The organism is Nonomuraea sp. 3N208, from assembly GCF_052245935.1.
Taxonomy (GTDB): domain Bacteria; phylum Actinomycetota; class Actinomycetes; order Streptosporangiales; family Streptosporangiaceae; genus Nonomuraea.
The window spans coordinates 174,370-196,043 of sequence record NZ_JBQQBR010000011.1 but is presented as its reverse complement, the minus strand read 5'-3'; the positions used below and the strand labels follow the sequence as shown (position 1 = coordinate 196,043).

General features: G+C 70.3%; 20 protein-coding genes. 13 read left to right on the top strand and 7 right to left on the bottom strand.

Annotated features, from left to right (window positions below; translation table 11 throughout):
• Window positions 1–85 precede the first annotated feature (85 nt).
• Window positions 86–1,372: an isocitrate lyase gene (gene aceA, locus ACTWPT_RS18930; RefSeq protein WP_443178726.1), complete on the bottom strand. Its 1,287-nt coding sequence runs from the start codon at window positions 1,370–1,372 to the stop codon at window positions 86–88.
• Between the two features lie 238 nt (window positions 1,373–1,610).
• Here aceA and ACTWPT_RS18925 point away from each other — a divergent pair, with 238 nt between their 5' ends.
• The 9 genes from ACTWPT_RS18925 to ACTWPT_RS18885 all read left to right on the top strand — a co-directional run bounded on the left by ACTWPT_RS18925 (window position 1,611) and on the right by ACTWPT_RS18885 (window position 10,818).
• The gene (locus ACTWPT_RS18925; protein WP_443178725.1) at window positions 1,611–3,083 is read left to right on the top strand and encodes a helix-turn-helix domain-containing protein; all 1,473 of its coding nucleotides are present in this window, start codon (window positions 1,611–1,613) and stop codon (window positions 3,081–3,083) included.
• 54 nt (window positions 3,084–3,137) lie between these two features.
• The gene (locus ACTWPT_RS18920) at window positions 3,138–4,064 is read left to right on the top strand and encodes a glucosyl-3-phosphoglycerate synthase (RefSeq protein WP_443178724.1); all 927 of its coding nucleotides are present in this window, start codon (window positions 3,138–3,140) and stop codon (window positions 4,062–4,064) included.
• Between the two features lie 118 nt (window positions 4,065–4,182).
• Complete coding sequence (locus ACTWPT_RS18915) at window positions 4,183–5,391, top strand: acyl-CoA dehydrogenase family protein (protein ID WP_443178723.1); 1,209 nt, start codon at window positions 4,183–4,185, stop codon at window positions 5,389–5,391.
• 235 nt (window positions 5,392–5,626) lie between these two features.
• Window positions 5,627–6,970, top strand: a complete 1,344-nt coding sequence (locus ACTWPT_RS18910; RefSeq protein WP_443178722.1) for a hypothetical protein — start codon at window positions 5,627–5,629, stop codon at window positions 6,968–6,970.
• Entirely contained in the window at window positions 6,967–7,368 is a 402-nt protein-coding gene (locus ACTWPT_RS18905; RefSeq protein ID WP_443178721.1) for a hypothetical protein, read from the top strand. Before ACTWPT_RS18910 ends, ACTWPT_RS18905 begins: the two co-directional genes overlap by 4 nt.
• The gene (locus ACTWPT_RS18900) at window positions 7,369–8,466 is read left to right on the top strand and encodes a hypothetical protein (protein WP_443178720.1); all 1,098 of its coding nucleotides are present in this window, start codon (window positions 7,369–7,371) and stop codon (window positions 8,464–8,466) included.
• Window positions 8,463–9,050, top strand: coding sequence for a hypothetical protein (locus tag ACTWPT_RS18895; RefSeq protein WP_443178719.1), 588 nt, complete (start codon window positions 8,463–8,465; stop codon window positions 9,048–9,050). Before ACTWPT_RS18900 ends, ACTWPT_RS18895 begins: the two co-directional genes overlap by 4 nt.
• Window positions 9,002–10,156 carry a sensor histidine kinase gene (locus ACTWPT_RS18890; protein ID WP_443178718.1) on the top strand — a complete coding sequence of 385 codons (1,155 nt, stop codon included), beginning with the start codon at window positions 9,002–9,004 and terminating at the stop codon, window positions 10,154–10,156. Before ACTWPT_RS18895 ends, ACTWPT_RS18890 begins: the two co-directional genes overlap by 49 nt.
• A complete protein-coding gene (locus ACTWPT_RS18885; protein WP_443178717.1) occupies window positions 10,153–10,818 on the top strand; it encodes a response regulator in 666 nt (221 codons plus the stop codon). The genes ACTWPT_RS18890 and ACTWPT_RS18885 overlap by 4 nt, the downstream gene beginning before the upstream one ends.
• A 388-nt stretch (window positions 10,819–11,206) precedes the next feature.
• Here the strand turns inward: ACTWPT_RS18885 and ACTWPT_RS18880 are convergent, their stop codons facing one another.
• Window positions 11,207–12,130, bottom strand: a complete 924-nt coding sequence (locus tag ACTWPT_RS18880) for an SDR family NAD(P)-dependent oxidoreductase (protein WP_443178716.1) — start codon at window positions 12,128–12,130, stop codon at window positions 11,207–11,209.
• Between the two features lie 230 nt (window positions 12,131–12,360).
• Here ACTWPT_RS18880 and ACTWPT_RS18875 point away from each other — a divergent pair, with 230 nt between their 5' ends.
• From ACTWPT_RS18875 to ACTWPT_RS18860, 4 genes are all read left to right on the top strand, one after another.
• Window positions 12,361–13,251: a LysR family transcriptional regulator gene (locus ACTWPT_RS18875; RefSeq protein ID WP_443178715.1), complete on the top strand. Its 891-nt coding sequence runs from the start codon at window positions 12,361–12,363 to the stop codon at window positions 13,249–13,251.
• Window positions 13,252–13,378: 127 nt separating this feature from the next.
• The gene (locus ACTWPT_RS18870) at window positions 13,379–13,969 is read left to right on the top strand and encodes a 2Fe-2S iron-sulfur cluster-binding protein (RefSeq protein ID WP_443178714.1); all 591 of its coding nucleotides are present in this window, start codon (window positions 13,379–13,381) and stop codon (window positions 13,967–13,969) included.
• A 2-nt stretch (window positions 13,970–13,971) separates the two neighbouring features.
• Window positions 13,972–14,952 (top strand): FAD binding domain-containing protein, encoded by a 981-nt coding sequence (locus tag ACTWPT_RS18865; protein ID WP_443178713.1) that lies wholly within the window; start codon window positions 13,972–13,974, stop codon window positions 14,950–14,952.
• The gene (locus tag ACTWPT_RS18860; protein WP_443178712.1) at window positions 14,949–17,192 is read left to right on the top strand and encodes a xanthine dehydrogenase family protein molybdopterin-binding subunit; all 2,244 of its coding nucleotides are present in this window, start codon (window positions 14,949–14,951) and stop codon (window positions 17,190–17,192) included. Before ACTWPT_RS18865 ends, ACTWPT_RS18860 begins: the two co-directional genes overlap by 4 nt.
• 16 nt (window positions 17,193–17,208) lie before the next feature.
• Here ACTWPT_RS18860 and ACTWPT_RS18855 read toward each other — a convergent pair whose 3' ends face one another.
• The 5 genes from ACTWPT_RS18855 to ACTWPT_RS18835 all read right to left on the bottom strand — a co-directional run bounded on the left by ACTWPT_RS18855 (window position 17,209) and on the right by ACTWPT_RS18835 (window position 21,633).
• Entirely contained in the window at window positions 17,209–18,597 is a 1,389-nt protein-coding gene (locus ACTWPT_RS18855) for a helix-turn-helix transcriptional regulator (protein ID WP_443178711.1), read from the bottom strand.
• Entirely contained in the window at window positions 18,594–19,838 is a 1,245-nt protein-coding gene (locus ACTWPT_RS18850; RefSeq protein ID WP_443178710.1) for an AAA family ATPase, read from the bottom strand. Before ACTWPT_RS18850 ends, ACTWPT_RS18855 begins: the two co-directional genes overlap by 4 nt.
• A gap of 288 nt (window positions 19,839–20,126) precedes the next feature.
• Window positions 20,127–20,393: a LysE family translocator gene (locus ACTWPT_RS18845; RefSeq protein ID WP_443178709.1), complete on the bottom strand. Its 267-nt coding sequence runs from the start codon at window positions 20,391–20,393 to the stop codon at window positions 20,127–20,129.
• Window positions 20,390–20,743, bottom strand: coding sequence for a LysE family translocator (locus ACTWPT_RS18840; protein WP_443178708.1), 354 nt, complete (start codon window positions 20,741–20,743; stop codon window positions 20,390–20,392). The genes ACTWPT_RS18845 and ACTWPT_RS18840 overlap by 4 nt, the downstream gene beginning before the upstream one ends.
• 11 nt (window positions 20,744–20,754) lie before the next feature.
• Window positions 20,755–21,633: a helix-turn-helix transcriptional regulator gene (locus ACTWPT_RS18835; protein WP_443178707.1), complete on the bottom strand. Its 879-nt coding sequence runs from the start codon at window positions 21,631–21,633 to the stop codon at window positions 20,755–20,757.
• Window positions 21,634–21,674 lie beyond the last annotated feature (41 nt).

The window sequence follows — 21,674 nt, the reverse complement described above, 5'->3', positions numbered from 1 at the left end:
CCGCGCCAGTCGCTGGGGGAGACTGGCGCGGCCGTCGCCGGGGAACCATCCCATGCCCTGGAGGTGGCCGGCGAGATCAGGGGGGTCAGTGCCCGAACTGCTCCTCTTCCGTCGAGCCCTTGAGCGCGGTGGTCGAGGAGTTGGGCGCCACGGCCGTGCTGACCAGGTCGAAGTAGCCGGTGCCGACCTCGCGCTGGTGCCTCGTCGCGGTGTAGCCGCGCGACTCGGCCGCGAACTCGGCCTCCTGCAGCTCCACGTACGCCGTCATGCCGTCGTTCGCGTACCCCTGGGCGAGGTCGAACATGCCGTGGTTCAGCGAGTGGAACCCGGCGAGGGTGATGAACTGGAACGTGTACCCCATGTGCCCGAGCTCCCGCTGGAACTTGGCGATCGTGGAGTCGTCCAGGTGCTTCTTCCAGTTGAAGGAGGGCGAGCAGTTGTAGGCGAGCATCTGGTCCGGGTACTCGGCCTTGATCGCCTCGGCGAACTCGCGCGCCACGTCCAGGTCCGGCGTGCCGGTCTCCATCCAGAGCAGGTCTGAGTACGGCGCGTAGGCCAGGCCGCGCGCGATGCACGCCTGGATGCCGTTCCTGACCCGGTAGAAGCCCTCCCCGGTGCGCTCGCCGGTGGTGAACTGCTGGTCGCGCGGGTCCACGTCACTGGTCAGGAGCGTCGCGGCCTGGGCGTCGGTCCGCGCGATGATCAGTGAGGAGACGCCGCAGACGTCGGCGGCGAGGCGGGCGGCGTTGAGGGTCTTGATGTGCTGGCCGGTCGGGATCAGCACCTTGCCGCCCAGATGGCCGCACTTCTTCTCGGAGGCGAGCTGGTCCTCCCAGTGCACGCCCGCGGCGCCGGCCGCGATCATGCCCTTCATCAGCTCGAACGCGTTGAGCACGCCGCCGAAGCCGGCTTCGGCGTCGGCCACGATCGGCGCCAGCCAGTGCGGCGCGTCGGCGATGCCCTCCGACCAGGTGATCTGGTCGGCGCGCAGCAGCGCGTTGTTGATGCGGCGCACGACGGCCGGCACGGAGTTGGCCGGGTAGAGGCTCTGGTCCGGGTACGTCTGCGCACCCAGGTTCGCGTCCGCGGCGACCTGCCAGCCGGACAGGTAGATGGCCTTCAGCCCGGCCTTCACCTGCTGCACGGCCTGGTTGCCGGTCAACGCGCCGAGGGCGTGGACGTAGTCCTCGGTGTGCAGGAGGTTCCACAGCCGCTCGGCGCCCAGCCGTGCCAGCGTGTGCTCCTCCTGGACGCTGCCGCGCAATCTGACCACGTCTTCCGCGCTGTAGGTGCGCTCGACGCCCTCCCAGCGGGGGTCGTTCTCCCACTCGTCCCGCAGCTGCTCAGCAGCTCCCTTGAGGCGATCGATCATCGTTCACTCCTTTGTCGTCCCCTGGGTGCTTACGCCGAGTCTCGTGCCCTGGGCATCGCGTCCAATAGGCGAAACCGCTGAGAAGATTCGCGAAAATTCTGTATCTGTCCATTACTGACGGGTATTTGATGCAGAAGAAATCGCGAGTTTTACCGTTGGCCTAGACCAATCACGCTGTAGCAGAAGATCTGGCGCTGGAGGCTAGAAGATGGACCGAATTTCTGTCTAAGATCTGGCCATGGCGTCCTTGCTGGGTGAAGAACCGCTGTCTTTGACGCAAGAGCTGGATCTCATCGCGTTTGGCCAGCGCCTGCGCCACCTGCGCAAACAGCGCGGCATGACCCTGTCCGACCTCGGCTCGCGCGTGAGCAGGGCGCCGAGCCAGCTGTCGTTGCTGGAGAACGGCAAGCGCGAGCCCAAGCTGTCGCTGCTCAAGTCGCTGGCGTCCGCGCTCGGCGTGCCCGTCGAGGAGCTGCTGCGCCGTCAGCCGCCCAACCGCCGCGCGCAGCTCGAGATCGCCCTGGAGGAGGCGCAGCGCGACCCCGTCTACGCCGGGCTCGGGCTGCCGCGGCTGAAGGTCTCCGCCCGCGTGCCCAACGACGTGCTGGAGCACATCCTCGGCCTGTACGGCGAGCTGCGCGCCAGGCAGGCCCGCCGCACCGCCACCCCGGAAGAGGCCAGGGCGGCCAACGCCGAACTGCGGCGCCGCCAGCGCGAGGTGGGCAACTACTTCCCCGAGATCGAGGAGGCCGCCGCCAAGGCGCTCGACGCGGTCGGCTACCGCACCGGCGCGTTGTCCCAGAGCATGATCCAGAGCCTGGTCACGCATTTCGGCTACACCGTGCACACCGCGCAGGACCTGCCCCGCTCCGTACGCTCCATCACCGACCTGCGCAACCGCCGCATCTACGTCAAGCACGAGCAGCTCGGCATGCACACCCCGCGCACGATCCTGCTCCAGACGCTCGGTCACCTGGCACTCGGCCACGACAAGCCCCGCGACTTCGCCGACTTCCTGCGCCAGCGCACCGAGGCCAACTACTTCGCCGCCGCCGTCCTCGTCCCCGAGGGGGCCGCCACGCTCTACCTGCAGGAGGCCAAGGCCGACCGGGCATTGTCGGTGGAGGACCTTCGGGACGTGTTCGCGGTGTCGTACGAGATGGCCGCGCACCGCTTCACCAACCTCGCCACCCACCACCTGGGCCTCGTCTGCCACTTCGTGCGCAATGACGCCGGAGGCACCATCTACAAGGCCTACGAGAACGACGGCATCGAGTTCCCGGCTGACGAGCAGGGCGCCATCGAGGGCCAGCGGATGTGCCTGCAGTGGTCCGGACGGCAGGTGTTCGCCTCTCCGGACCGCTTCTCCGTGTACTACCAGTACTCCGACTCGCCCACCGGGACCTACTTCTGCGTGGCGCACGTGGACCCGTCACGCGAGCGGGATTTCGCCATCACGCTGGGGGTGCCGTTCAAGGAGTCGCGGTGGTTCCGCGGCCGCGAGACCACCAACCGCACCAAATCCAACTGCCCGGACGGCGACTGCTGCCGCCGCCCGCCCGCTGAGCTGGCCGAACGCTGGGAGGGGTACGCCTGGCCGTCGGCCCGCGCCAACTCCCACGTCCTGGCCGCGCTGCCGCCCGGGTCGTTCCCCGGCGTGGACGAGGCGGACGTGTACACCTTCCTGGAGCGCCACACGAACAGCACATAAGTCGCCAGCTGGCGGGAATGGGGATCCGTTGGGGGATTCGGGGGGAGGTGTCGCATGCTTCCAGAAGTATCCGGATGGTTGCGGCGCCGTACTTCGTCCGCCGGGGACTGGCCGGTCCGGGACCTGGTGGCCGCCAAGGGAGACACCACCGTGAGCGTGGTGCTCCCGGCCCGCGACGAACGAGAGACCATCGGCGAGATCATCCGCGTCATCCGGCGCGAGCTGGACGGGCTCGTCGACGAGATCGTGGTCATCGACTCGCGTTCCTGCGACGACACCGCCGGGGTGGCCGCGCGTGCCGGAGCCCGGGTGCACGCCCAGGACGAGATCCTGCCGCAGCTGGAGCCGCTGGACGGCAAGGGCGAGGCCCTGTGGAAGTCACTGGCGGTCACCGGCGGTGACGTGCTGGTGTTCGCCGACGCCGACATCAGGGGGTTTCGCGCCTCGCTGATCTGCGGGGTGCTCGGGCCGCTGCTCGCCGACCCCACCGTGGGCTACGTCAAGGGCTGCTACGACCGCCCGCTGAACGGCGCGCCGAACGGCGGCGGCCGCGTCACCGAACTGGTCGCGCGCCCGCTCATCAACCTGCACTGGCCGATGCTGGCCGGCTTCGTGCAGCCGCTGGCCGGTGAGTACGCCGGCCGCCGCTCGGCGCTCGAGCGCGTCCCGTTCCTCACCGGGTACGGCGTCGAACTGGGCCTGCTGATCGACCTGCTCGACCTGGCCGGGCTGGACGCCTTCGCGCAGGTGGATCTGGGCTCGCGGGAGCACGCCCCGCAGTCGACCGAGGCGCTCGGCGGCATGGCATCCCAGATCATGCTGGCTGCCTGGTCCCGCCTGCAACGCCAAGGCAAAATCCAGGCATTTCACGAACCGTCTGTACGCCTGGCCCAGTTCCGGCGCGGCTGTGCCGGTCACGACGTCCTGAACCGCGACGTCCGGATCTCGGAACGCCCACCCATGATCACCGTGCCGGGCTGAGCGATCCAGCGGCGTGTACCCCCGAGCTCGAAAAGGCGAGGAGGCATTTCAGCTGAGGCTACCGATCGGTAAGGTGTTACCAGCGGTAACGGTGTGGCCGAGTCGAGGAGTGCAGCGCATGAGCGGGTTCTGTCCGGAGCTCAGTGACGACGTGATCCAGGTGCGCGACTGGGTGCACGAGTTCGCCCGCGACGTGATCCGCCCCGCAGGCGCCGAATGGGACGAGCGCGAGGAGACGCCCTGGCCGGTCATCCAGGAAGCCGCCAAGATCGGCCTGTACTCCTTGGACTTCTTCGCCACGCAGTGGTTCGAGGAGAGCGGGCTAGGGCTGCCCGTGGCGTTCGAGGAGATCTTCTGGGGCGACGCGGGCATCGGCCTGTCCATCGTCGGCACCGGCCTGGCCGCCGCCGCCCTGTCCTCGAGCGGCACCTCCGAGCAGATGGGGGAGTGGCTCCCGCAGATGTTCGGCACCGAGAACGACGTCAAACTGGGCGCCTTCTGCGCTTCCGAGCCCGACGCCGGCTCCGATGTGGGCTCGATCCGCACCCGCGCGGTCCACGATCGGGGCGACTGGGTGCTGAACGGCGTCAAGACCTGGGCCACGAACGGCGGCATCGCCGACGTCCACGTGGTCGTCGCCTCCGTCGAGCCGTCACTCGGCGCCCGCGGCCAGGCTTCCTTCGTCATTCCCCCAGGGACGCCCGGCCTTGCCATGGGCCAGAAGTTCCGCAAGCACGGCATCCGTGCCTCGCACACGGCCGAGGTGATCCTGGACGACGTCCGCGTCCCCGGCTCCTGCCTGCTCGGCGGCAAGGACAGGCTCGACGCCCGGCTGGCCCGCGTACGCAACGGCGAACGGTCCGGCGAGCAGGCCGCCATGCGGACGTTCGAGACCACCCGCCCCTCGGTCGCCGCCATGGCCGTCGGCATCGCCAGGGCGGCCTTCGAGTACGCCAGGGACTACGCCCGCGAGCGTGAACAGTTCGGGCGCAAGATCGGCGAGAACCAGGCGATCGCCTTCCTCCTCGCCGACATGGCCACCCGCGTGGACGTCGCCCGCCTCCTGACCTGGCGCGCGGCCTGGATGGCCCGCAACGGCCGCCAGTTCGAGCAGGCGGAGGGGTCGATGTCGAAGCTGGTGGCGGGGGAGACGGCGGTGTGGGTGACGGAGCAGGCGATCCAGATCCTGGGTGGCGCCGGGTATACGAGGGACCATCCGGTGGAGCGTTTCCACCGTGACGCCAAGATCTACACCATTTTCGAGGGCACGTCGGAGATCCAGCGGCTCATCATCGGCCGGGCCGTGACTGGACTGCCTGTCAGGTAGGGGAACGGCCCTCGGCGTGGACGCCAAGGGCTGGACCTGTGCCACTGCCACCCCGGCCTTTACATTCTCGTGTGGCCTGTGCGACTAGCTGGTTATGAAGAACGGCGATGGTCTTGCACAGAGGACCGTCAAATCGGGTCACCGCCGGGAGGAAAGGCTCTAGTTCCTCGGAACTAGGAAGGTCAGTGCCCGCGTGTGATGTGCCGGGCGCAGGGTCGTTTCTAGGCTTAATCGCGTGATCAAACGGCTGATTCCGGCCATGTTGGCATTGCTCGCCGTACTCGCCTGGGCGGTTCCCGCATGGGCACACGGCCGTAGTGGCGAGGCCGATGTGCGCTTCGCCCAGACCATCGCCGGTATGGAGTTGACGGTGGTGGTGCGGGCGAGCGTGCAGGTGCCGGCGCCGTTGCAGGTGGACGTGGTTGCGCATGAGCCGGGGCGGGGTGGTGGGGTCGAACTGACGCTCCGCTCCGCCGAGTCCGGCGTGATCTCTTCCGGAATGGCTCAGGTACGGCTAGGTCGGCCGGGTGTCTATCCGGTGCTGCTGTCAGCGGACCAGGCGGGACCGCATGAGCTGGAGGTGAAAGTCGGTGGCGAGCGGTCCGTGCTGCCGTTCGACCTGATGGTGCCGAGGGCGCCGCTGTGGGAGGTGGTCGCGTACGTGGCCTTCGCCTGCGCTGCAGTGGCTTTGATCGTCGCCCTGGTGGGTGCGGCCCTGTCACGGAGGATGGTGGCCGGCGCGTCCGCCATCGCGTTCGTGGCGGCGACGGCCGTGGCGTTCACTGCAGGCGGTCTGTCGCCGTGGTTCCTGCCGCCGGTACCCGACGGTGCGCCGGTGGGGCCGGCACGGGAGCTGCCGCTCGGCAAGCCGAACGCGCAACCGTTGATCGAGGTCGAGCCGGCGCGGCCGGGGCCGCACACGGAGTTCAGACTGAGGATCGCGCTGTTTGACGGCTCCACCGGCCGTCCCGTTGACGACCTGGCCGAGCACCACGGCGCGCTGTCGCACGTCGTGGTGACGAGTCAGGACGGCGCCTACTTCCGGCACGTGCACCCCACCCGCACCGCGCCCGGTGTCCACGAGGTACGGCTGCGCGCCGGGGAGGCGGGCCACCACCTGGTGTATGCCGAGTTTGAGCGGATAGACGCAGGCGGTCAGCTCGTCTCCGGCGACTTCACCGTCGGGCACGGTGACAGCGGAAACAAGCCCGAGAGCCCGGTGACACAGGCCGTACGGCCTGCGATGGAGCCAGCGCGGCCGGTAGCCGGGCGGCCGGTGACCCTCACGCTGGACACAGGGGATGCCACGCTGCAGCCGTGGTTGGGCATGGCCGGGCATCTCATCGTGCGTCGCGAGGACGGCGGCTATCTCGGCCACGTGCACGAGAACAGTTCGATGACGAACGCCGCGGAGCGTGTTCCGGACGAGTCCGTCGCCCGGTACGGCCCACGGCTGAGGTTCACTTTCACATTCCCGCGGCAGGGCCGCTACCTGGCCTGGGTCCAGTACGTCAAGAACTACGAGATCGTCACTGTGCCGCATGTCATCGAGGTCGAGGCCGAGGGGAGTGACCGATGACATGGCGCCGACGCGCGTCCTTCGGTCTGCCCATCCTGATGATCGCCGCCGGAGTTTTGTGGCTCGTGCAGGGCAGCGGCGACCCCGACCCGGTGAAGCTGACGGGCCGGGGTGCGCACTACACCGTCCGGGTGGCCCTGGAGTCGGAGGTCGGCCTGACGGAGGCGAGGATCAACGTCAGCCCCGCGCCTGCCGAGGTCTCGGTGTTCGCGGTGATGCCGCACATGGGCCATACCTCCACTGAAATCGCCGCTCAGCGGGACGGCGACGCGGGCCGGTACGTGGCCCGCGGTGAGCTGTTCACCATGTCCGGCGTCTGGCAGCTCGGCATCCGTGTGCGCGGCGGCCGGGGCACCGAGGTGATCACGGTTAACACACTGGTTGGAGAGGGAGAGTAGATGGCGACACAAGCGATAGCAGGGCCGCGTGACGTCCCCCGCAGGGAGGTCACCGGTGCCTGGTTCCTGATGTTCGGGTATGCCGTACTGCTGACCGGCATGGTGTGGGACGGGCAATGGCACGGCGATGTCGGGCCCGACAACTTCTGGACCGCCCCCCACCTGCTGCTCTACGCCGGTACCGGCATCATCGGGCTGAGCTGCCTGACCGTGGTGCTGCTCTCGACGTGGGCGGGAGGGCCGGCGACCGGGACGCCGTCGGTGAACGTGTTCCGCGTGTTCCGTGCGCCGTGGCCGTTCCTGGTGGGCGGGCTGGGCGCGGCGGCCAACCTCTTTTACGCTGGCGCCGATCTGTGGTGGCACGAGGTATACGGCTTCGACATCGCGGCCGGGACGACGCCCTCGCACTTCGGCCTGGGCCTGTCCATCCAGGTGGAGATCTTCGCGATGGTGATGGCGTTCGCCGTGCTGCGCCGTACCCGCTCCGAGCGGTGGGGCCTGGCGCTGGCCATCGGCCTGGCCACCCTGGGCTCGACTTCGGCGTTCGGCATGGTCTCCGAGCTGGTCTTCGACTGGTTGCCTGGGGTGGCTCCGCGCGTGCTCGGCCTCGGTGCGGCGGGCGCGCTCACCCTGTGCCTGATCGTCGGCCTGACCCGGGTCTGGCACTGGCCGGCCGCGGCCGGCCTGGTGTTCCTGGGTGTGCAGGGCGGGCTGGCGCTGTTCGCGCCGCCCGCGACCCGCTGGTACGCCGGGACGATCGGCCAGCCGATGCGAGATTATGCGTCCGGCCTGCCGCAGGTCCTGATCGGCTTCCCCGTGACGTTCCCGCTGGTTGCCCTGGCGGCGGGTGGCCTGGTGGCGCTGGCCGTACGGCGTGGCATGACCCCACTCCTGATCATGACGGGCATCGGAGCGCTCGTGGGCGTCAACAGCGCGTTGTTCTACGCCGTCATCGGCGTAGAGATGAACCTGCCGGCCACGCTGGCGGCGGCTGTTGCCGTGGGCGCCGGCATGGGCTGGCTGGGCTGGCAGTGCGCCACCATGTTGCGCCGCTTCGGCGTACGCACGCCCCTGGCCGGCGTGGCGGTGACGGCATGAGACGCGTCCTGGCCGCGGCGGCCGTGACCGTGATGGCCCTGTTCCTCGCCGCGGCGCCGGCCGCCGCAGCGCCCCCACCCCTGCCGGGTGAGATCGTTCACACCGAGACGCTCAGGATGAGCGACCAGTCGACGATCGCCGTATCGTTCACCGAGTGGCCGATCCACGCCCTGCAGTCGCTGGACTTCACCTTCGAGCCGACCGGCGGCATCCAGGGGCGCACCGGACTGGTCACCGTCGTCGCACCGTCCGGTGACCGTGAGGGACTGAAGGGCATCGTCCTGCAGCGCCGCGGTGACAGCATTGTGCTGCCGCGGCATCCCCGAGCACGCCAGGTGTGGGGGCTGGACGTGGTGTCTCTGACGGAGGAGGGCACGTGGCGGTTCGAGTTCGCGGTGGAGCGGCCGGGCGGAAGAGCGACGGGCGTCCTACCGGTCCAGGTGATCGAGCAGCCGGGCCCGCCGCTGTCGTTGAGCTGGACGATCGCGCTGGCGCCCTGGGCACCGGTGGCCGTGCTGGTGGTCTGGGGATGGGGGTGCAGCCGCAGGATACGGCGGGCCGCCACTCCCGCCTGGAATGGCTGAGCGACGGGCTGCTGGCCGTCCTGCCGCCCCTCGTCGGCTGGCTGATCGGTCTGGCCGGCGAGCTGGGCGGCGAGAAGATGTCCATCCAGATCGTTCTGGCCTGCACTCAGTCAGTGGCGCTGATGTGGTCGCGGCGCTTTCCGCTCACCGTGCTCTCCGTGGTCGTCGTCCTGGAGTTGGTGCTGGCCCTGCTGAAGGTACCGGTCCTGGTGGCGCCCCTGGTCGCGGCTTCCCGGCTGGGGGCGTGGGGCCGTGGCGACCGCCGGGTGATCGGCGTGGTGGCGGTGCTGGTGCTGCTGCTCACCGGCCTGCCGATCACTCTGCTCGCGATCGGCGATCCGATACGGGTCGTGGCGGTGTACGGCGCGATCACGGTGCTGTTCGTCGGATTCTGGATGGTGGGCCGAGTGGACGGGCGCCAGCGCGACCGCATCCTTGAGCTTCAGGCACGCCAGCGGTTGCTGGAGGTCGAAAGAGCCGCGGTCGAACGACGGGCGGCCGAGCGTGAGCGAGCACTGTTGGCCAGGGAACTGCACGACATCCTTAACCACTCGGTGACCACGATGGTGGTCGACGCCGAGGCCGGCGCGGACACCCGGGACGACATGGAGGAGACGTTGCGGCGGGTGGCACGTACCGGCCGGGTATCGCTGGGCGAGCTGCGGAGGTTGCTCGGTGTGCTGAGGGAACCGTCCGGGCACGACCCGCTGGCCCCGCCGCCTCGGTTGGATCAGCTCGATGCGCTGGTCGCGGCCACGCCGCCGGGCGGTCCCCAGGTTGTGCTGAACCGCAGCGGAGAGGTGCGCCCGGTGGACGCGAGCATTGAGCTGGCCGCCTACCGTGTTGTACAGGAGGCGTTGACCAATGTCGCCAAGCACGCCGGCCCGGTGGAGACATGGGTGCGGCTGGACTACACGCCAGAGTGGCTGAGGGTTCGGGTCACCAACCCGGTGCAGGGCGGGTCGGGCACGATCGGGAACGGGGCGGGCGTGGGATTGATCGGTATGCGCGAACGGGTGGAGCTGCTGGGCGGCTCGGTATGGGCGGGCCACGACGGCGGCGTCTTCGAGGTGTGCGCCACTCTGCCGCTGCGGAGCAGGTCATGACCGGCATCCGTGTTCTGGTCTGTGACGACGAGCAGCTCCTTCGGGAGGCGCTGGTACGGCTGGTCGGCGCGGCCGGCGACCTGACCGTGGTGGGCGCGGTGGGTGACGGCGCTTCGGCCGTCGAGGCGGCCGGCCGGCAGGAGCCGGACGTGGTGTTGATGGACATCCGGTTGCCCGGCATGGATGGCATCGAAGCGACCCGCCGCATCGTGGCACAGCGAGGTCCGTCCCGGGTGCTGATCCTGACCACATACGATCTCGACAGTTATGTCTACGCGGGACTGCAGGCCGGAGCCAGCGGGTTCCTGTTGAAGGACGCGCCGGGGGAGCGGATCCGTGACGGCATCCGGATCGTCGCCGCGGGCCAGTCGGTGCTGGCGCCCGAGGCGACGACCCGGATGATCGAGGCGCTTCAGCCCATGCTGCCCAGCGACGAGGACCGTGCGCTGCTGGATGCCGCCGAGCGGCTGACCGAGCGTGAGCGCGAAGTGTGCGGGCTGATCGCGGAAGGGCTGTCCAACGACGAGATCGCCGCCCGCCTGGTCATCAGCCGTTACACGGTGAAGGTGCACGTGTCGAGCGTCCTCGCCAAGCTCGGGCTGCCCGACCGCGTGCATGTCCTGCTCGCCTGGTCCCGGCTGCGTGTCCTGCGCCTTTCCTGACTGTCATCGGGTGAGGGGCCGAGCATGACAAACGCCTCGTCCACCTTCCGCGGTAGCGCCGGCGATCAGCTCGACGGGCGCGCGGGGAATCGGCGAGCTCGGCACCGTGGGAGCCGCCGCGGCCTACACCAACGCGGTCTACAACGCCACCGGCAAGCGCGTCAGGAGCCTCCCCATCACCGCGGACAAGCTCCTCCCCTGACGATTCGGGGGAGCCCGTCCGCAACCGGGCTCCCGCCCGGTCCAGCAGGTCTCGACGCTCAGTCTCGCCTGGTGCATCGGGGGACACCTCGCCTCTCGTCGACAATCTTGTACGGCTGGCGCGCGCCCTGTTCCGCCCTGCTTCGCAGCAGGTCGGATGTCTCACCGAGTGCGATCCGATCGCCGGTCAGCCGGTCAGGTAGCCGCCCGAGGCGTCGACGTCTGTTCCGACCACCGCGGACGCCTCGTCCGAGGCAAGGAACATGATCACGCGGGCGATCTCGTCGGGATGAACGATCCGTTTGATCGGGTAGTCCTGCGCGATTTCCGCATAGGTGGTCCCGAACGCCTCGGCGGCGCGCCGCAGCATCGGGGTGTCCACCGCTCCCGGCGCCAGAGCGTTGACGCGGATGCCCTTGTCCGCGTATTCCAATGCGGCGACCTTGGTGAGCGAGGCGACGGCGTGCTTGCTGGCGCTATACGGGGCGATGGTGGCGAACCCGGCTTCGGCGGAGATCGAGGCCGTGTTGATGATGACGCCGCGACGCTGGCTCAGCATCCGCGGCAGCTCGTACTTCATGGACAAGAAGACGCCCCGGGCGTTGGTGCGCCAGACTGCGTCGAAGTCGCGTACCGACTGCTGGTGCAACGGTGAGGGCCTGGGTGTTTCGATGCCCGCGTTGTTGACGGCGATGTCGATCCGGCCATAGTGGCGCACGCACTCTGTGACCAGCGCTGCGACGTCGGATTCCTCGCGTACGTCGGCCCGGCGGAAGCTCGCCTCTCCGCCGGAGTCGCGGATCTCGCGCTCGTTGCTCCGTCCCAACTCGGTACGCCGGCCACAGAACATCACCCGTGCGCCCTCCTTGGCGAAGGCGTAGGCGGTGGCCTTGCCGATGCCCGAAGTCGCACCGGTGATGAGCACGGTCTTCCCTGCGAACCCGCCGGTGCCGCCGTGGCGCCCGGCTCCGGACGGCGCCGTGTGCGCGGCGGCTTCCCCACCTGGAAGGGCGGCGGCCGCTATGAGGCCGGCGGCCCCCGCCATCAGGACGTCGCGCCGCGGTGAGGAGAGCGACGGGCGGCGGCGTTCGGCACGTGGATCGAGTGACATGGTCGTCCTCCAGGATGGGTGGCAGCGGGATCGAGAAGGGAGTTCGTGCACGTGGCAGGCGCCCCCGAGAGTAACCGGGGTCCGATTCACCGGAACGCCGGCGCGGCGGCCGCCTGGCCTCGTGATCTCGCGAGATCTAGAAAACCTCCTTCTCCCGGGTCACGTCCAAGACCTCTTTCTATACGGTGAACGCATAGATCGCCCTTGGGATGGGCGCGGGAGGCAGTCGCATGGATGTGGACACGCGTGCCCTGCGCTACTTCATCGAGCTGGCCGAACAGCTCAACTTCACGCGAGCCGCCGAACGGCTCTTCGTCTCCCAGCCGGTCCTCAGCCGCGGAATCCGCCGCCTGGAAGAAGACCTTCGCACGCCGCTCTTCGAGCGGACCAGCCGGCAGGTGTCGCTCACGACCGCAGGAGAGGCATTCCTCCCCCTCGCCCGGCAACTGATCGCCGACTGGCGGGCCGCCGAGCGCACGGCGCGGCTTGTCGCCGCCGCCACAGCACGCATTCTGCGGGTCGGCTTCGAAGCCTCAGGGGCCGGTTCGCTGGCCACCCAGGCCTACGCCGAATTCCGGCGGCTGCACCCCGGCTTCTCCGTCGAGCCGAAACGCTTCGAGTGGGGCGGTGAGGTCGCTGCGCTGCATGAGGGGCTCGTCGACGTCGCTTTTGTGTGGCTCCCAGCCGACACGACCGGACTGCACACCGAGATCGTCGCCGTCGAGGGGCGCATGGTCGGCATCGCCGCCGGGCACCGACTGGCCGAGCGCGAGACGATCTCGATCCTCGACCTATCCGATGAGCCGTTGGTGTGGACCCGCCGGGCCCCGAGGCACTGGGTCGACTGGTGGGCGGTGAACCCCCGCCCGGATGGACGCACGCCGATCTGGGGTCCGGAGAACGACAACGTCGAGGAGATGCTCGAACACGTCGCATCCGGGTCGGCCGTCTGCATCGGTCCCGAGTCGATGAGCCGGCACTACGGCCGACCTGACCTGGCCTGGCGGCCCGTCCACGACATCCCGCCGCTACGCATCGCGATGTGCTGGCCGCACGACCGGACCGATCAGCCCGTGGCCGCCTTCGGATCGATCGTCCGCCGGCTGGCCGGCCGTAGCTGACCATGGCCGGACGGCGGGTCACCGCCGGCCCGCACGCGGATGGGCCGCGGTCGGCGACCAGTCAGAGTGACAGATGCAGGGCTTCGGGGAAGCCGGAGAGGCTGAGCGTGTCCCGAAAGGAGCACGCATGTCGGATGAGCCGTCCCAGAACCCCACCAGGCGCACCGTGTTGCGCGGGAGTGCAGCCGTCGGAGCCGCCCTGACCCTCGGCCACCTGCCCACCGCCACGGCGAGTTCCGCCCCGCCGCGCCCGATCTCTCTTACCGTCAACGGACGGCACGTGGCGGCGGCCATCGACCCGCGCACCAGCCTGCTCGACGCCCTGCGCGACGAAGCGGGCACCACGGGCCCGAAGAAGGGCTGCAACCAGGGCGCATGCGGGGCCTGCACGGTGTTACTGGACGGGCGGCGGGTGCTGTCGTGCCTGACCTTCGCGGTGATGCACGAGGAGCAGGAGATCACCACCATCGAGGGGATCGCCGACGGCGACAGCCTGCACCCCGTACAGCAGGCGTTCATCGACCACGACGCGTTCCAGTGCGGCTTCTGCACCTCCGGGCAGATCGTCTCCGCCGTCGGACTGCTCGCCGAGGAGCCCGGCATCGCGAAGGACCGCATCCCGGAGGGGATGAGCGGCAACCTCTGCAGGTGCGCGGCCTATTGCAACATCCGGGACGCCATCCAGTCCGCCTCCACCGAGATGGCGAAGGAAAGATAGGCATGGACCCCTTCCAGTACGTGCGGCCCCGCAGCCTCGACGAGGCGATCCGGGTGCTCGCCGGCAATCCCACGGCCGCCGTCATCGCCGGCGGCACCGACCTTACGACCCTGATGCGCGACGGGATCCGGCGGCCGAGCCACCTGATCGACATCAACGGGCTCGATCTCGCCGAGGTCTCCGAACGACCGGACGGAGGGCTCCGCATCGGCGCCCTGTGCCGCAACGCCGTTTCCGACAAGCGGATCGAGCGGGATTTCCCGGTCCTCGCCGAGGCGTTGCGGTCCGGAGCGTCCCCGCAGATCCGCAACCGCGCGACCTTCGGCGGCAACCTTCTGCAGCGGGTGCGCTGCCCCTACTACCGGGTGCCCGAGTTCGCCTGCAACCGCCGTGACCCCGGTTCCGGCTGTTCCGCGCTGGACGGCGACAGCAGCCGGCAGGCGATCCTGGGGACGAGCCGAGCGTGCGTCGCCGTACATCCCTCCGACTGCGCCGTCGCCCTGCAGGCACTCGACGCCGAGATCCTGGTGCGCGGGCCCGGCGGGGAGCGCCGCATTCCCATCGACGCGCTGCATCGGCTGCCCGGCGATACCCCCGCCGAGGAGGTCACACTGCGCCGCGATGAGCTCGTCCTCGCCGTCGAGCTTCCGCCGCGGGCCTTCTCCGAGCGTTCCCACTACGTCAAGTTCCGGGACCGTGCCTCGTACGCCTTCGCTCTTACCGCCGCCGCCGTCGCCGTGGAACTGCGCGGCGGCAAGATCCGCTCGTCCAGAATCGCGCTCGGCGGCGTGGCGCCCAAGCCGTGGCGGGCGCGGGCCGCCGAGCGGGTGCTGTACGGCCGGCCGTTCGACAAGGACGCCATCGACGCCGCCGCGAAGGCGGCGACCGACGGCGCCGCGCCACGACACGACAACACGTACAAGGTGAACCTCGCCCAGGAAGTCGTACGGCGAGCCCTCACCGAGCTGAAAGGTGACCGATGACATCCAGGACGACCGAGGTGCCGAAGTCGGGGATCGGCGCGCCCGTGGACCGGGTGGAGGCACATGACAAGGTCACCGGTGCGGCTCGGTATACCGCCGACGCCCGGCTGCCCCGCATGACCCACGCCGTCCTCGTCGCCTCCACGGTCTCCGCGGGCCGGGTGCGCCGCATCGACACCGCGCGAGCGGCGACCGCGCCCGGTGTGCTCGCCGTACTCACCCACCGTGACCGGATGCCGTGGCGGGGCACTCCCGAGGACGCCAAATTCATGGAGGCCCGTTTCCCACTGGCCGATGACCGGATCTCCTACTACGGGCAATACCTTGCTGTCGTCGTCGCCGAGACACTGGCGCAGGCCGAGTACGCGGCGTCGCTTGTGGCCGTCGACTACGAGAGGCACCGGCCGGTGCCCACCCTCGACCAGGCGCTCCCTCACGCCTACACCGCGACCGGGCGCTTCATCCAGCCGCCGTTCCCCCAGCGAGCGGTGCTACCCGAGGGCGCCGACCCGGGGGCGGCGATGGAGGGCGCGGCGGTGCGCGTCGACGCCACCTACCGCGTGCCGCACTACAGCCACGCCCCGCTGGAGCCGGGTGCCGTGGTCGCCTCCTGGGAGGGCGACGCGCTCACACTGCGCGACTGCAGTCAGAAGGTGCACCAACACCGGGACATCGTGGCGGCCGTGTTCGGACTGCCGCCCGAACGCGTACGGGTGCTGTCCCCGCTCGTCGGCGGAGCGTTCGGCAACAAGACCGACACGTGGGCCCACAGCCTGCTCGCCGCCGCTGCCGCGCGAGCCGTGCGGCGGCCGGTCAAGCTCGTTCTCACGCGCAAGCAGGCCTTCACCGCGACGGGTCATCAGCCGCCGATCATCCAGCGCCTCCGCCTCGGCGCCGACGCCGGTGGGAAGCTCGCGGTGATCGTCCACGACGTCGTCAACGCGACCGAGGTGCGCGGCGACCGGCCGGATCCCGCGGTCGTCTCGACGGCCTCCACCTACGCGGCGCCCGTCCTGTCGGTCACCACGCGGGTCGCGAAGGTGAACATCAGCCCGTCCGCCAACCTCCGCGCGCCGGGCGACGGGCCTGGTTCCTTCGCCCTGGAGTGCGCGATGGACGAGTTGGCCTACCGCCTCGGCATGGACCCGCTGGACCTGCGTCGCCGCAACCACCTGGAAAAGGACCCGCTCACCCGCAGGCCGTACAGCGACAAGAACCTGCTGGAGGCCTACGATCTGGGCGCCGAGCGCTTCGGCTGGTCGCGCCGCCCGGCCAAGCCGGGCTCGCTCCGCGACGGCGACGACCTGGTCGGCTACGGCATGGCCACCGCCGTCCGCGGCGAACTCCCCGATCCCCTGGCGACACAGGCCGAGGTGGAGATCCGGGCGGACGGCACGGCCGAGGTACGTACGGCCATCCAGGAGATCGGGACCGGCAGCCTCACCATGGTCGCCCAGATCACCGCGGCCGGCACCGGCGTGCCCCTCGGCCGGGTCGATGTCCGGGCGGGTGACACGAGGCTGCCCAGGACCCCGGGCAACGGCGGCTCGAAGGCGACGGGGTACACCGGCTCCGCGGTCCATCTCGCCGCGGAGCAGGCCCGTACGACCGCCGTACGCATGGCCGTCACGGACCCCGAATCGCCCCTGCACGGGCTGCCGCAGGACGAGATTGAGGCGGATGACGGCAGGCTATTCCATCGGGAGAAACCAGGGCGCGGGGAGACCTACCGCGCCCTGCTGGCCCGCAACGGCGGAAAACCGGTCCTGGGCAAGGGGAACTACACGCCGCGCACGTCGCACGCGGTGGCCACGTTCGGCGTGCACTTCACCGAGGTGCGCGTCGACCCCCGGCTGCCGCGCGTCCGGGTCACCCGGCACGTCGGGGTCTTCGACATCGGCCGGGTCACCAACCACAAGGCGGCACGGAACCAGGCGCAGGGCGGCATCGTGTTCGGCATGGGCTGGGCGCTGATGGAGCAGCTGGTGCCCGACCCGGTCTCCGGGCGGTACGTCGGCCCCGCGTTCACCGACTACCACATCCCGGTTAACGCAGACGTCCCCGACATCGACGTGCTCTTTGTGGATAAACCCGACACGATCGCCCACCCGCACGGTAGCAAAGGGATGGGCGAGGTGGTCGCGGTCGGTGTCGCCGCGGCCATTGCCAACGCCGTCTATCACGCCACGGGCAAGCGGATCCGCGAGCTGCCCATCACCCCGGACAAGCTGGTGAGCTGAGGTGGGCGGGATCAGGCTACAGATCGGCGTCGCGCAGCTGGGAGCGGCTGCTGATCCCCAGCTTGGGAAAGATCTTGTACAGATGGTAGCCGACGGTCCGCGGGCTCACCGAGAGCCGCGCACCGATCTCCCGGTTACTCAGCCCCGCCGCGGCCAGCCGCGCGACCTGCGACTCCTGAACCGTCAGTCGCGCGGTGGGATCACCGCGCCGCCGGGCCACACCCCCGGCCGCCCGCAGTTGAAGCCGGGCGCGTTCCGCCTCCCGCTCCGCGCCGAGACCCTCCAGCACCTCGACCGCGTGCCGTAGCTGCCCCCTGGCCTCGCCCTCGTGCCGGGTGCGGCGCAGCCACTCGCCGTACAGCATCGCCGTACGGGCCTGGGTGTACGGCTCGTCCGCCGCGCCCGGGGCCGCCAGAGCCGCCCGGAAATGCTTGTCGGCCGCGTTCCCCTCCGCCAGCAGGGCCCGCAGGGCGTGCCGGTGCGACTGCGGCCACCCCAGCGTGCTCTGCTCCGACCACTGCTCGAACGCCCGTACGACCTGCTCCGCGCCTTCTCCCCGGCCTGCCCGAACCTGTGCCTCGACCTCGTCGAGGACCGCGCGGCGCGCCAGCCGCCGGTGGGCGAACGGAGATCCAGGCCGGTTGAGCGACCCAAGCCGCTCGCAGGCCTCCTCGTAGTCGTCCGCACCCAGCGCCAGCCGTCCCAGCGCCCACTGCGCGGTGGCCGCCGCCGACCTGTTGCCCCGCGAGAGCGCCAGCGCCACGGCCCGCTCGGCATGTTCGCGGCATTCGTTCTCCTGCCCGCGCCCGGCGTACAGCAGGGCGAGCAGGGCCAGCAGATCCGCCTCCAGGACGGACTGCCCCACGTCCCGCGCCGCGCGCAGCCCTTCCAGCGCGTGGGCCTCGCAGTCCCGCCACATTCCCAGGTGGTACTCCAATTCCGCGAGCCAGGACAGGAGCAGGACATGGACGGCCAGCATCCCGGTGGCCTCGAGGTGCGCGCACGCCTCCAGGGCGAAGGCGCGGGCCTGCCGGGGCAGTGCCCCGAACGTCGCGAGCGCCGCCGCCCACACCCAGCGGAGCGCCTGGTCAGGAGAGAGAGACGACGGAGCGGCCTCGAACAGCTGCCACGGAGACAGCCCGTGCCGGGGCCGGTCGGCGAGAGAATCCGCGAGCCACCGGCCGTATCTGGCATATCCCGGGTCCAGGGCGCCCGCGGCCTCTATCCGCGCCGCGGCGCGCAGCGACTCGTCCGTGCGGTCGGCGCGCAACGCCCCGTCCACGGCCATGAACATCAGGTCGACCGCGCGCGCGGTGTTCTCGGGGTGCTCCTCGGTAATCACTTCTGCGACGTGCAGCAGCCGCGCGACGGCCGCCTCCTGGTCGCCGTCCCAGAGCTCCATCATGCCCTGCAGCCGGAGCAGTTCCAGCCGGGTGGCGTCGTCCGCGGGGCCGTGCTCATCTGGGCGGCCCGGTGCAGGACGGCCGCCGCGGCGGCCAGACCACCCCGCCTCTTCACCTCCGCCGCACCGGCCTCCAGCATCTCCGCGAGCCGGTCGTCGGGTCCCGTCGCTGCGAGCGCGCGGTGCCACACGGCCCGTTCGCCCCGCGCCGGCTCCGGCGACGACGCTAGTTCGTCGGCGAGAGCCCGGTGGACCCGCGCCCGGCGCTGCGCGGAGGCGTCGGCGTACACGGCGGCGCGCACGAGCGGGTGCCGGAAGCGTAACCGGAGCCCTTGGAGGTCCAGGTGTCCCGCGCGCTCGGCCGCGTTGAGCGCTCCGGCGGCGGCCCCGAGCCGGCCGGCCGCACCCAGCACGATGTCGGTGCGGCCGCTGTCCTCGGCGGCGGCCACCAGGAGCAGGGTACGGACCGGCTCGGGAAGATCCCTGGTCCGCTCCGCGAAGATCGTGCGCAGCCGCCGGCCGACCGGGGCCGTACCCGTAAGGACGATCTGCTCCGCCACCTCGGACGGATCGCCGAGCCGTACCACCTCCTCCAGCGCCAGCGGGTTGCCGCCGACGGCCGCGACGATCGCGCGCCTGGCAGGCCCGGGTGACCCCCACCCCTGCTCGTCGAGCAGCGCGGAGGCGGCCTCGTCGGCAAGCCCGAGGAGCGCGATCCGGGGAAGTTCCCGGATCTCCACGGCACCCTCGGACTCCCGCTGGGCGGCGAGGAGGCCGATGGGAAGGCCGTCGAGCCGGCGGGCGGCGAACAGCACGACCCCGGCGCTGGCCCGGTCGAGCCACTGCAGATCGTCCACGACGACGAGCAGCGGGATCTCCTGCGCGGCCCGTCGCAGCAGCGAGAGCGCGGCGACGCGCACCGGCAGGTCGGCGGTGGACGCGGTGGACAGGCCCAACGCGCTGCGCAACGCCGTGGCCTGCTCCTCCGGTAGCTCAGGCAGCAGGTCGAGCAGGGGGGACAGCAACTGGTGCAGCCCTCCGAAGGCCAGCGGAAGCTCGGCCTGCACGCCCGAGCAGCCGACCACTCGCACATCGGACCCGGCCTCCGCGACCGCCCGCCGCAGCAGCGTGGTCTTCCCGATCCCGGCCTCGCCCCGCAACACGAGGGCTCGGCCCCGGCCACGGCGAGTGTCGGAAAGGAGGCCGCTCAACGCCTGAAGTTCCTCTTCCCGCCCATGGAGCATGTTTGGAGGCTACCTCCGCGGAACGCCGGGAAGCCGTGCAGCCCTATCACCCCAAAAGGATCAGGAGCCTTCCATCACGAGGACGAGCTATCCGTGCGCGCTGGGAAACGGCCCCATCCCCAATTTCCTCGCGGGCTGGGCCGGCCTCGTCCTCGGCGGCCTGCTGCTGTGGTGGGCGCACATCGATCGGCACCCAGAGCGGTCCTTTCGCCGCCGTCAGCACGGGTGTCCTCCTCATCGGCCTGTTCCACGCGGGTCCCGGCGCGTTCGGCCGCAAGGGGAACGGCGTCAGCGCTGGGAGAGGGCCAGTCGGACACCGAAACCCAACAGCACCGCGCCCGTGACGGCCTCCATGGCACGCCGCACCCGCGAGCGGTCGAACAGCGCCCGCGCCTTGTCGATCGCCATCGTGTAGCACGTCAGCCACGCGAACGTCATCAGTGAGAACAGCAGGCCGAGCAGCACCATCGTCACGAAGTCCCCGCCGAGGGCGAACTGCGGCAGCAGGCTCATGAAGAACGCGGCCATCTTGGGGTTCGCCAGGTCATTGATCAACCCCGCAGCGACCGGCCCGGGGTCACGCGCAGGAGCGGCCCGCCCGCGACGGCGGGGCGGTCGCCCCCGCGCCAGGCCGCCCGCAACGACTGCAGTCCCAGGTAGACCAGGTAGGCGGCGCCGGCGAACTTCATCGCCAGGAACGCCGGTTCCGAGGCGTGGATGAGCCCGGCGATGCCGAGGCCGGTGGCCACCGTCCAGATCGCCTGGCCGGTGGCGACACCCGCCGCGGTCCAGATGCCGCCGCGGCGCCCGCCGGAGAACGCGTTGCGCATCGTGAGCGCCGTATCCGGCCCGGCGTGCAGATGACGACGATCGACAGGCCGATGAAGGCGGTCAGCTGAACCCACATGCAACTCTCCTACAGTCTCCCGGTCTCGGGCTCGCTGGTGGCGGCATCCGCGCCCCAGTTGGCGAGCAGGCGAAGCGCCCGCTCGGACGCCGCCCCCGCCTCCGCGGTGTACACCACCAGCGTCTGATCGCCGCCATCGGCGGGTCTCAGACACTCGAAGTCGAGCGTCATCTCACCCACCAGCGGATGGATGAACCGCTTCCGGCCACGGGCATGATCGCGCACGTGGTGGGCGGCCCACCACGTGCGAAAGTGGTCGCTCTTGACCGACAATTCGCCGACGAGCGCCGCGAGCTCGGCGTCGCCGGGGTGGCTCGCCGCCTGGACGCGCAGGTAGGCGACGGTATCCCGGCCTTTTGATGTCCAGTCGGCGAAAACGGCCTGGACGGAGCGGTTAAGGAAGATCATCCGGGCCCAGTTGCGGTCGCGAGGAGACAGCGCGGCGAAATCGGTGAAGACCGCGGATGCCAGGCCGTTCCACGCCAGCACATCGGCCCGGTGACCGACCACATAGGCGGGTACGCCCTCGGCCATGTCCAGCAGTCGTAACAGACCGGGGAGCACTTTCGGGCGGCTGACGGGCCGCCTGTGGCTCGGTTTGACGAGGTTGCGGAAGTAGGCGCGCTCGTCTTCGCTGAGGCTCAGGGCGCGGGTGAGAGCCTCGAGGATGGGTTCGGAGACGTTCCGGACCTTGCCCTGCTCGAGACGGATGTAGTAGTCCACACTCATGCCCGCCAGGTAGGCGAGTTCCTCGCGGCGGAGACCGGGCACGCGGCGCCGCCCGCCGAACGGCTGGATGCCTGCCTGTTCTGGCTTCAGGCGGGCACGCCGGTTCCGGAGGAACTCGCTCAGCTCGGCACGCCGGTCCATCTCGCCAGTATCGGTCATTCTTCTCTCGTAAGGGTGGTACCGCGGTGCCCAGGATAAAT

Coding starts and splice junctions, on each gene's coding strand:
- aceA (WP_443178726.1), bottom strand. CDS start 1,372: ATGATCGATCGCCTCAAGGGAGCTGCTGAGCAGCTGCGGGACGAGTGG.
- ACTWPT_RS18925 (WP_443178725.1), top strand. CDS start 1,611: ATGGCGTCCTTGCTGGGTGAAGAACCGCTGTCTTTGACGCAAGAGCTG.
- ACTWPT_RS18920 (WP_443178724.1), top strand. CDS start 3,138: ATGCTTCCAGAAGTATCCGGATGGTTGCGGCGCCGTACTTCGTCCGCC.
- ACTWPT_RS18915 (WP_443178723.1), top strand. CDS start 4,183: ATGAGCGGGTTCTGTCCGGAGCTCAGTGACGACGTGATCCAGGTGCGC.
- ACTWPT_RS18905 (WP_443178721.1), top strand. CDS start 6,967: ATGACATGGCGCCGACGCGCGTCCTTCGGTCTGCCCATCCTGATGATC.
- ACTWPT_RS18900 (WP_443178720.1), top strand. CDS start 7,369: ATGGCGACACAAGCGATAGCAGGGCCGCGTGACGTCCCCCGCAGGGAG.
- ACTWPT_RS18895 (WP_443178719.1), top strand. CDS start 8,463: ATGAGACGCGTCCTGGCCGCGGCGGCCGTGACCGTGATGGCCCTGTTC.
- ACTWPT_RS18885 (WP_443178717.1), top strand. CDS start 10,153: ATGACCGGCATCCGTGTTCTGGTCTGTGACGACGAGCAGCTCCTTCGG.
- ACTWPT_RS18880 (WP_443178716.1), bottom strand. CDS start 12,130: ATGTCACTCGATCCACGTGCCGAACGCCGCCGCCCGTCGCTCTCCTCA.
- ACTWPT_RS18875 (WP_443178715.1), top strand. CDS start 12,361: ATGGATGTGGACACGCGTGCCCTGCGCTACTTCATCGAGCTGGCCGAA.
- ACTWPT_RS18870 (WP_443178714.1), top strand. CDS start 13,379: ATGTCGGATGAGCCGTCCCAGAACCCCACCAGGCGCACCGTGTTGCGC.
- ACTWPT_RS18865 (WP_443178713.1), top strand. CDS start 13,972: ATGGACCCCTTCCAGTACGTGCGGCCCCGCAGCCTCGACGAGGCGATC.
- ACTWPT_RS18860 (WP_443178712.1), top strand. CDS start 14,949: ATGACATCCAGGACGACCGAGGTGCCGAAGTCGGGGATCGGCGCGCCC.
- ACTWPT_RS18855 (WP_443178711.1), bottom strand. CDS start 18,597: ATGATGGAGCTCTGGGACGGCGACCAGGAGGCGGCCGTCGCGCGGCTG.
- ACTWPT_RS18850 (WP_443178710.1), bottom strand. CDS start 19,838: ATGCTCCATGGGCGGGAAGAGGAACTTCAGGCGTTGAGCGGCCTCCTT.
- ACTWPT_RS18835 (WP_443178707.1), bottom strand. CDS start 21,633: ATGACCGATACTGGCGAGATGGACCGGCGTGCCGAGCTGAGCGAGTTC.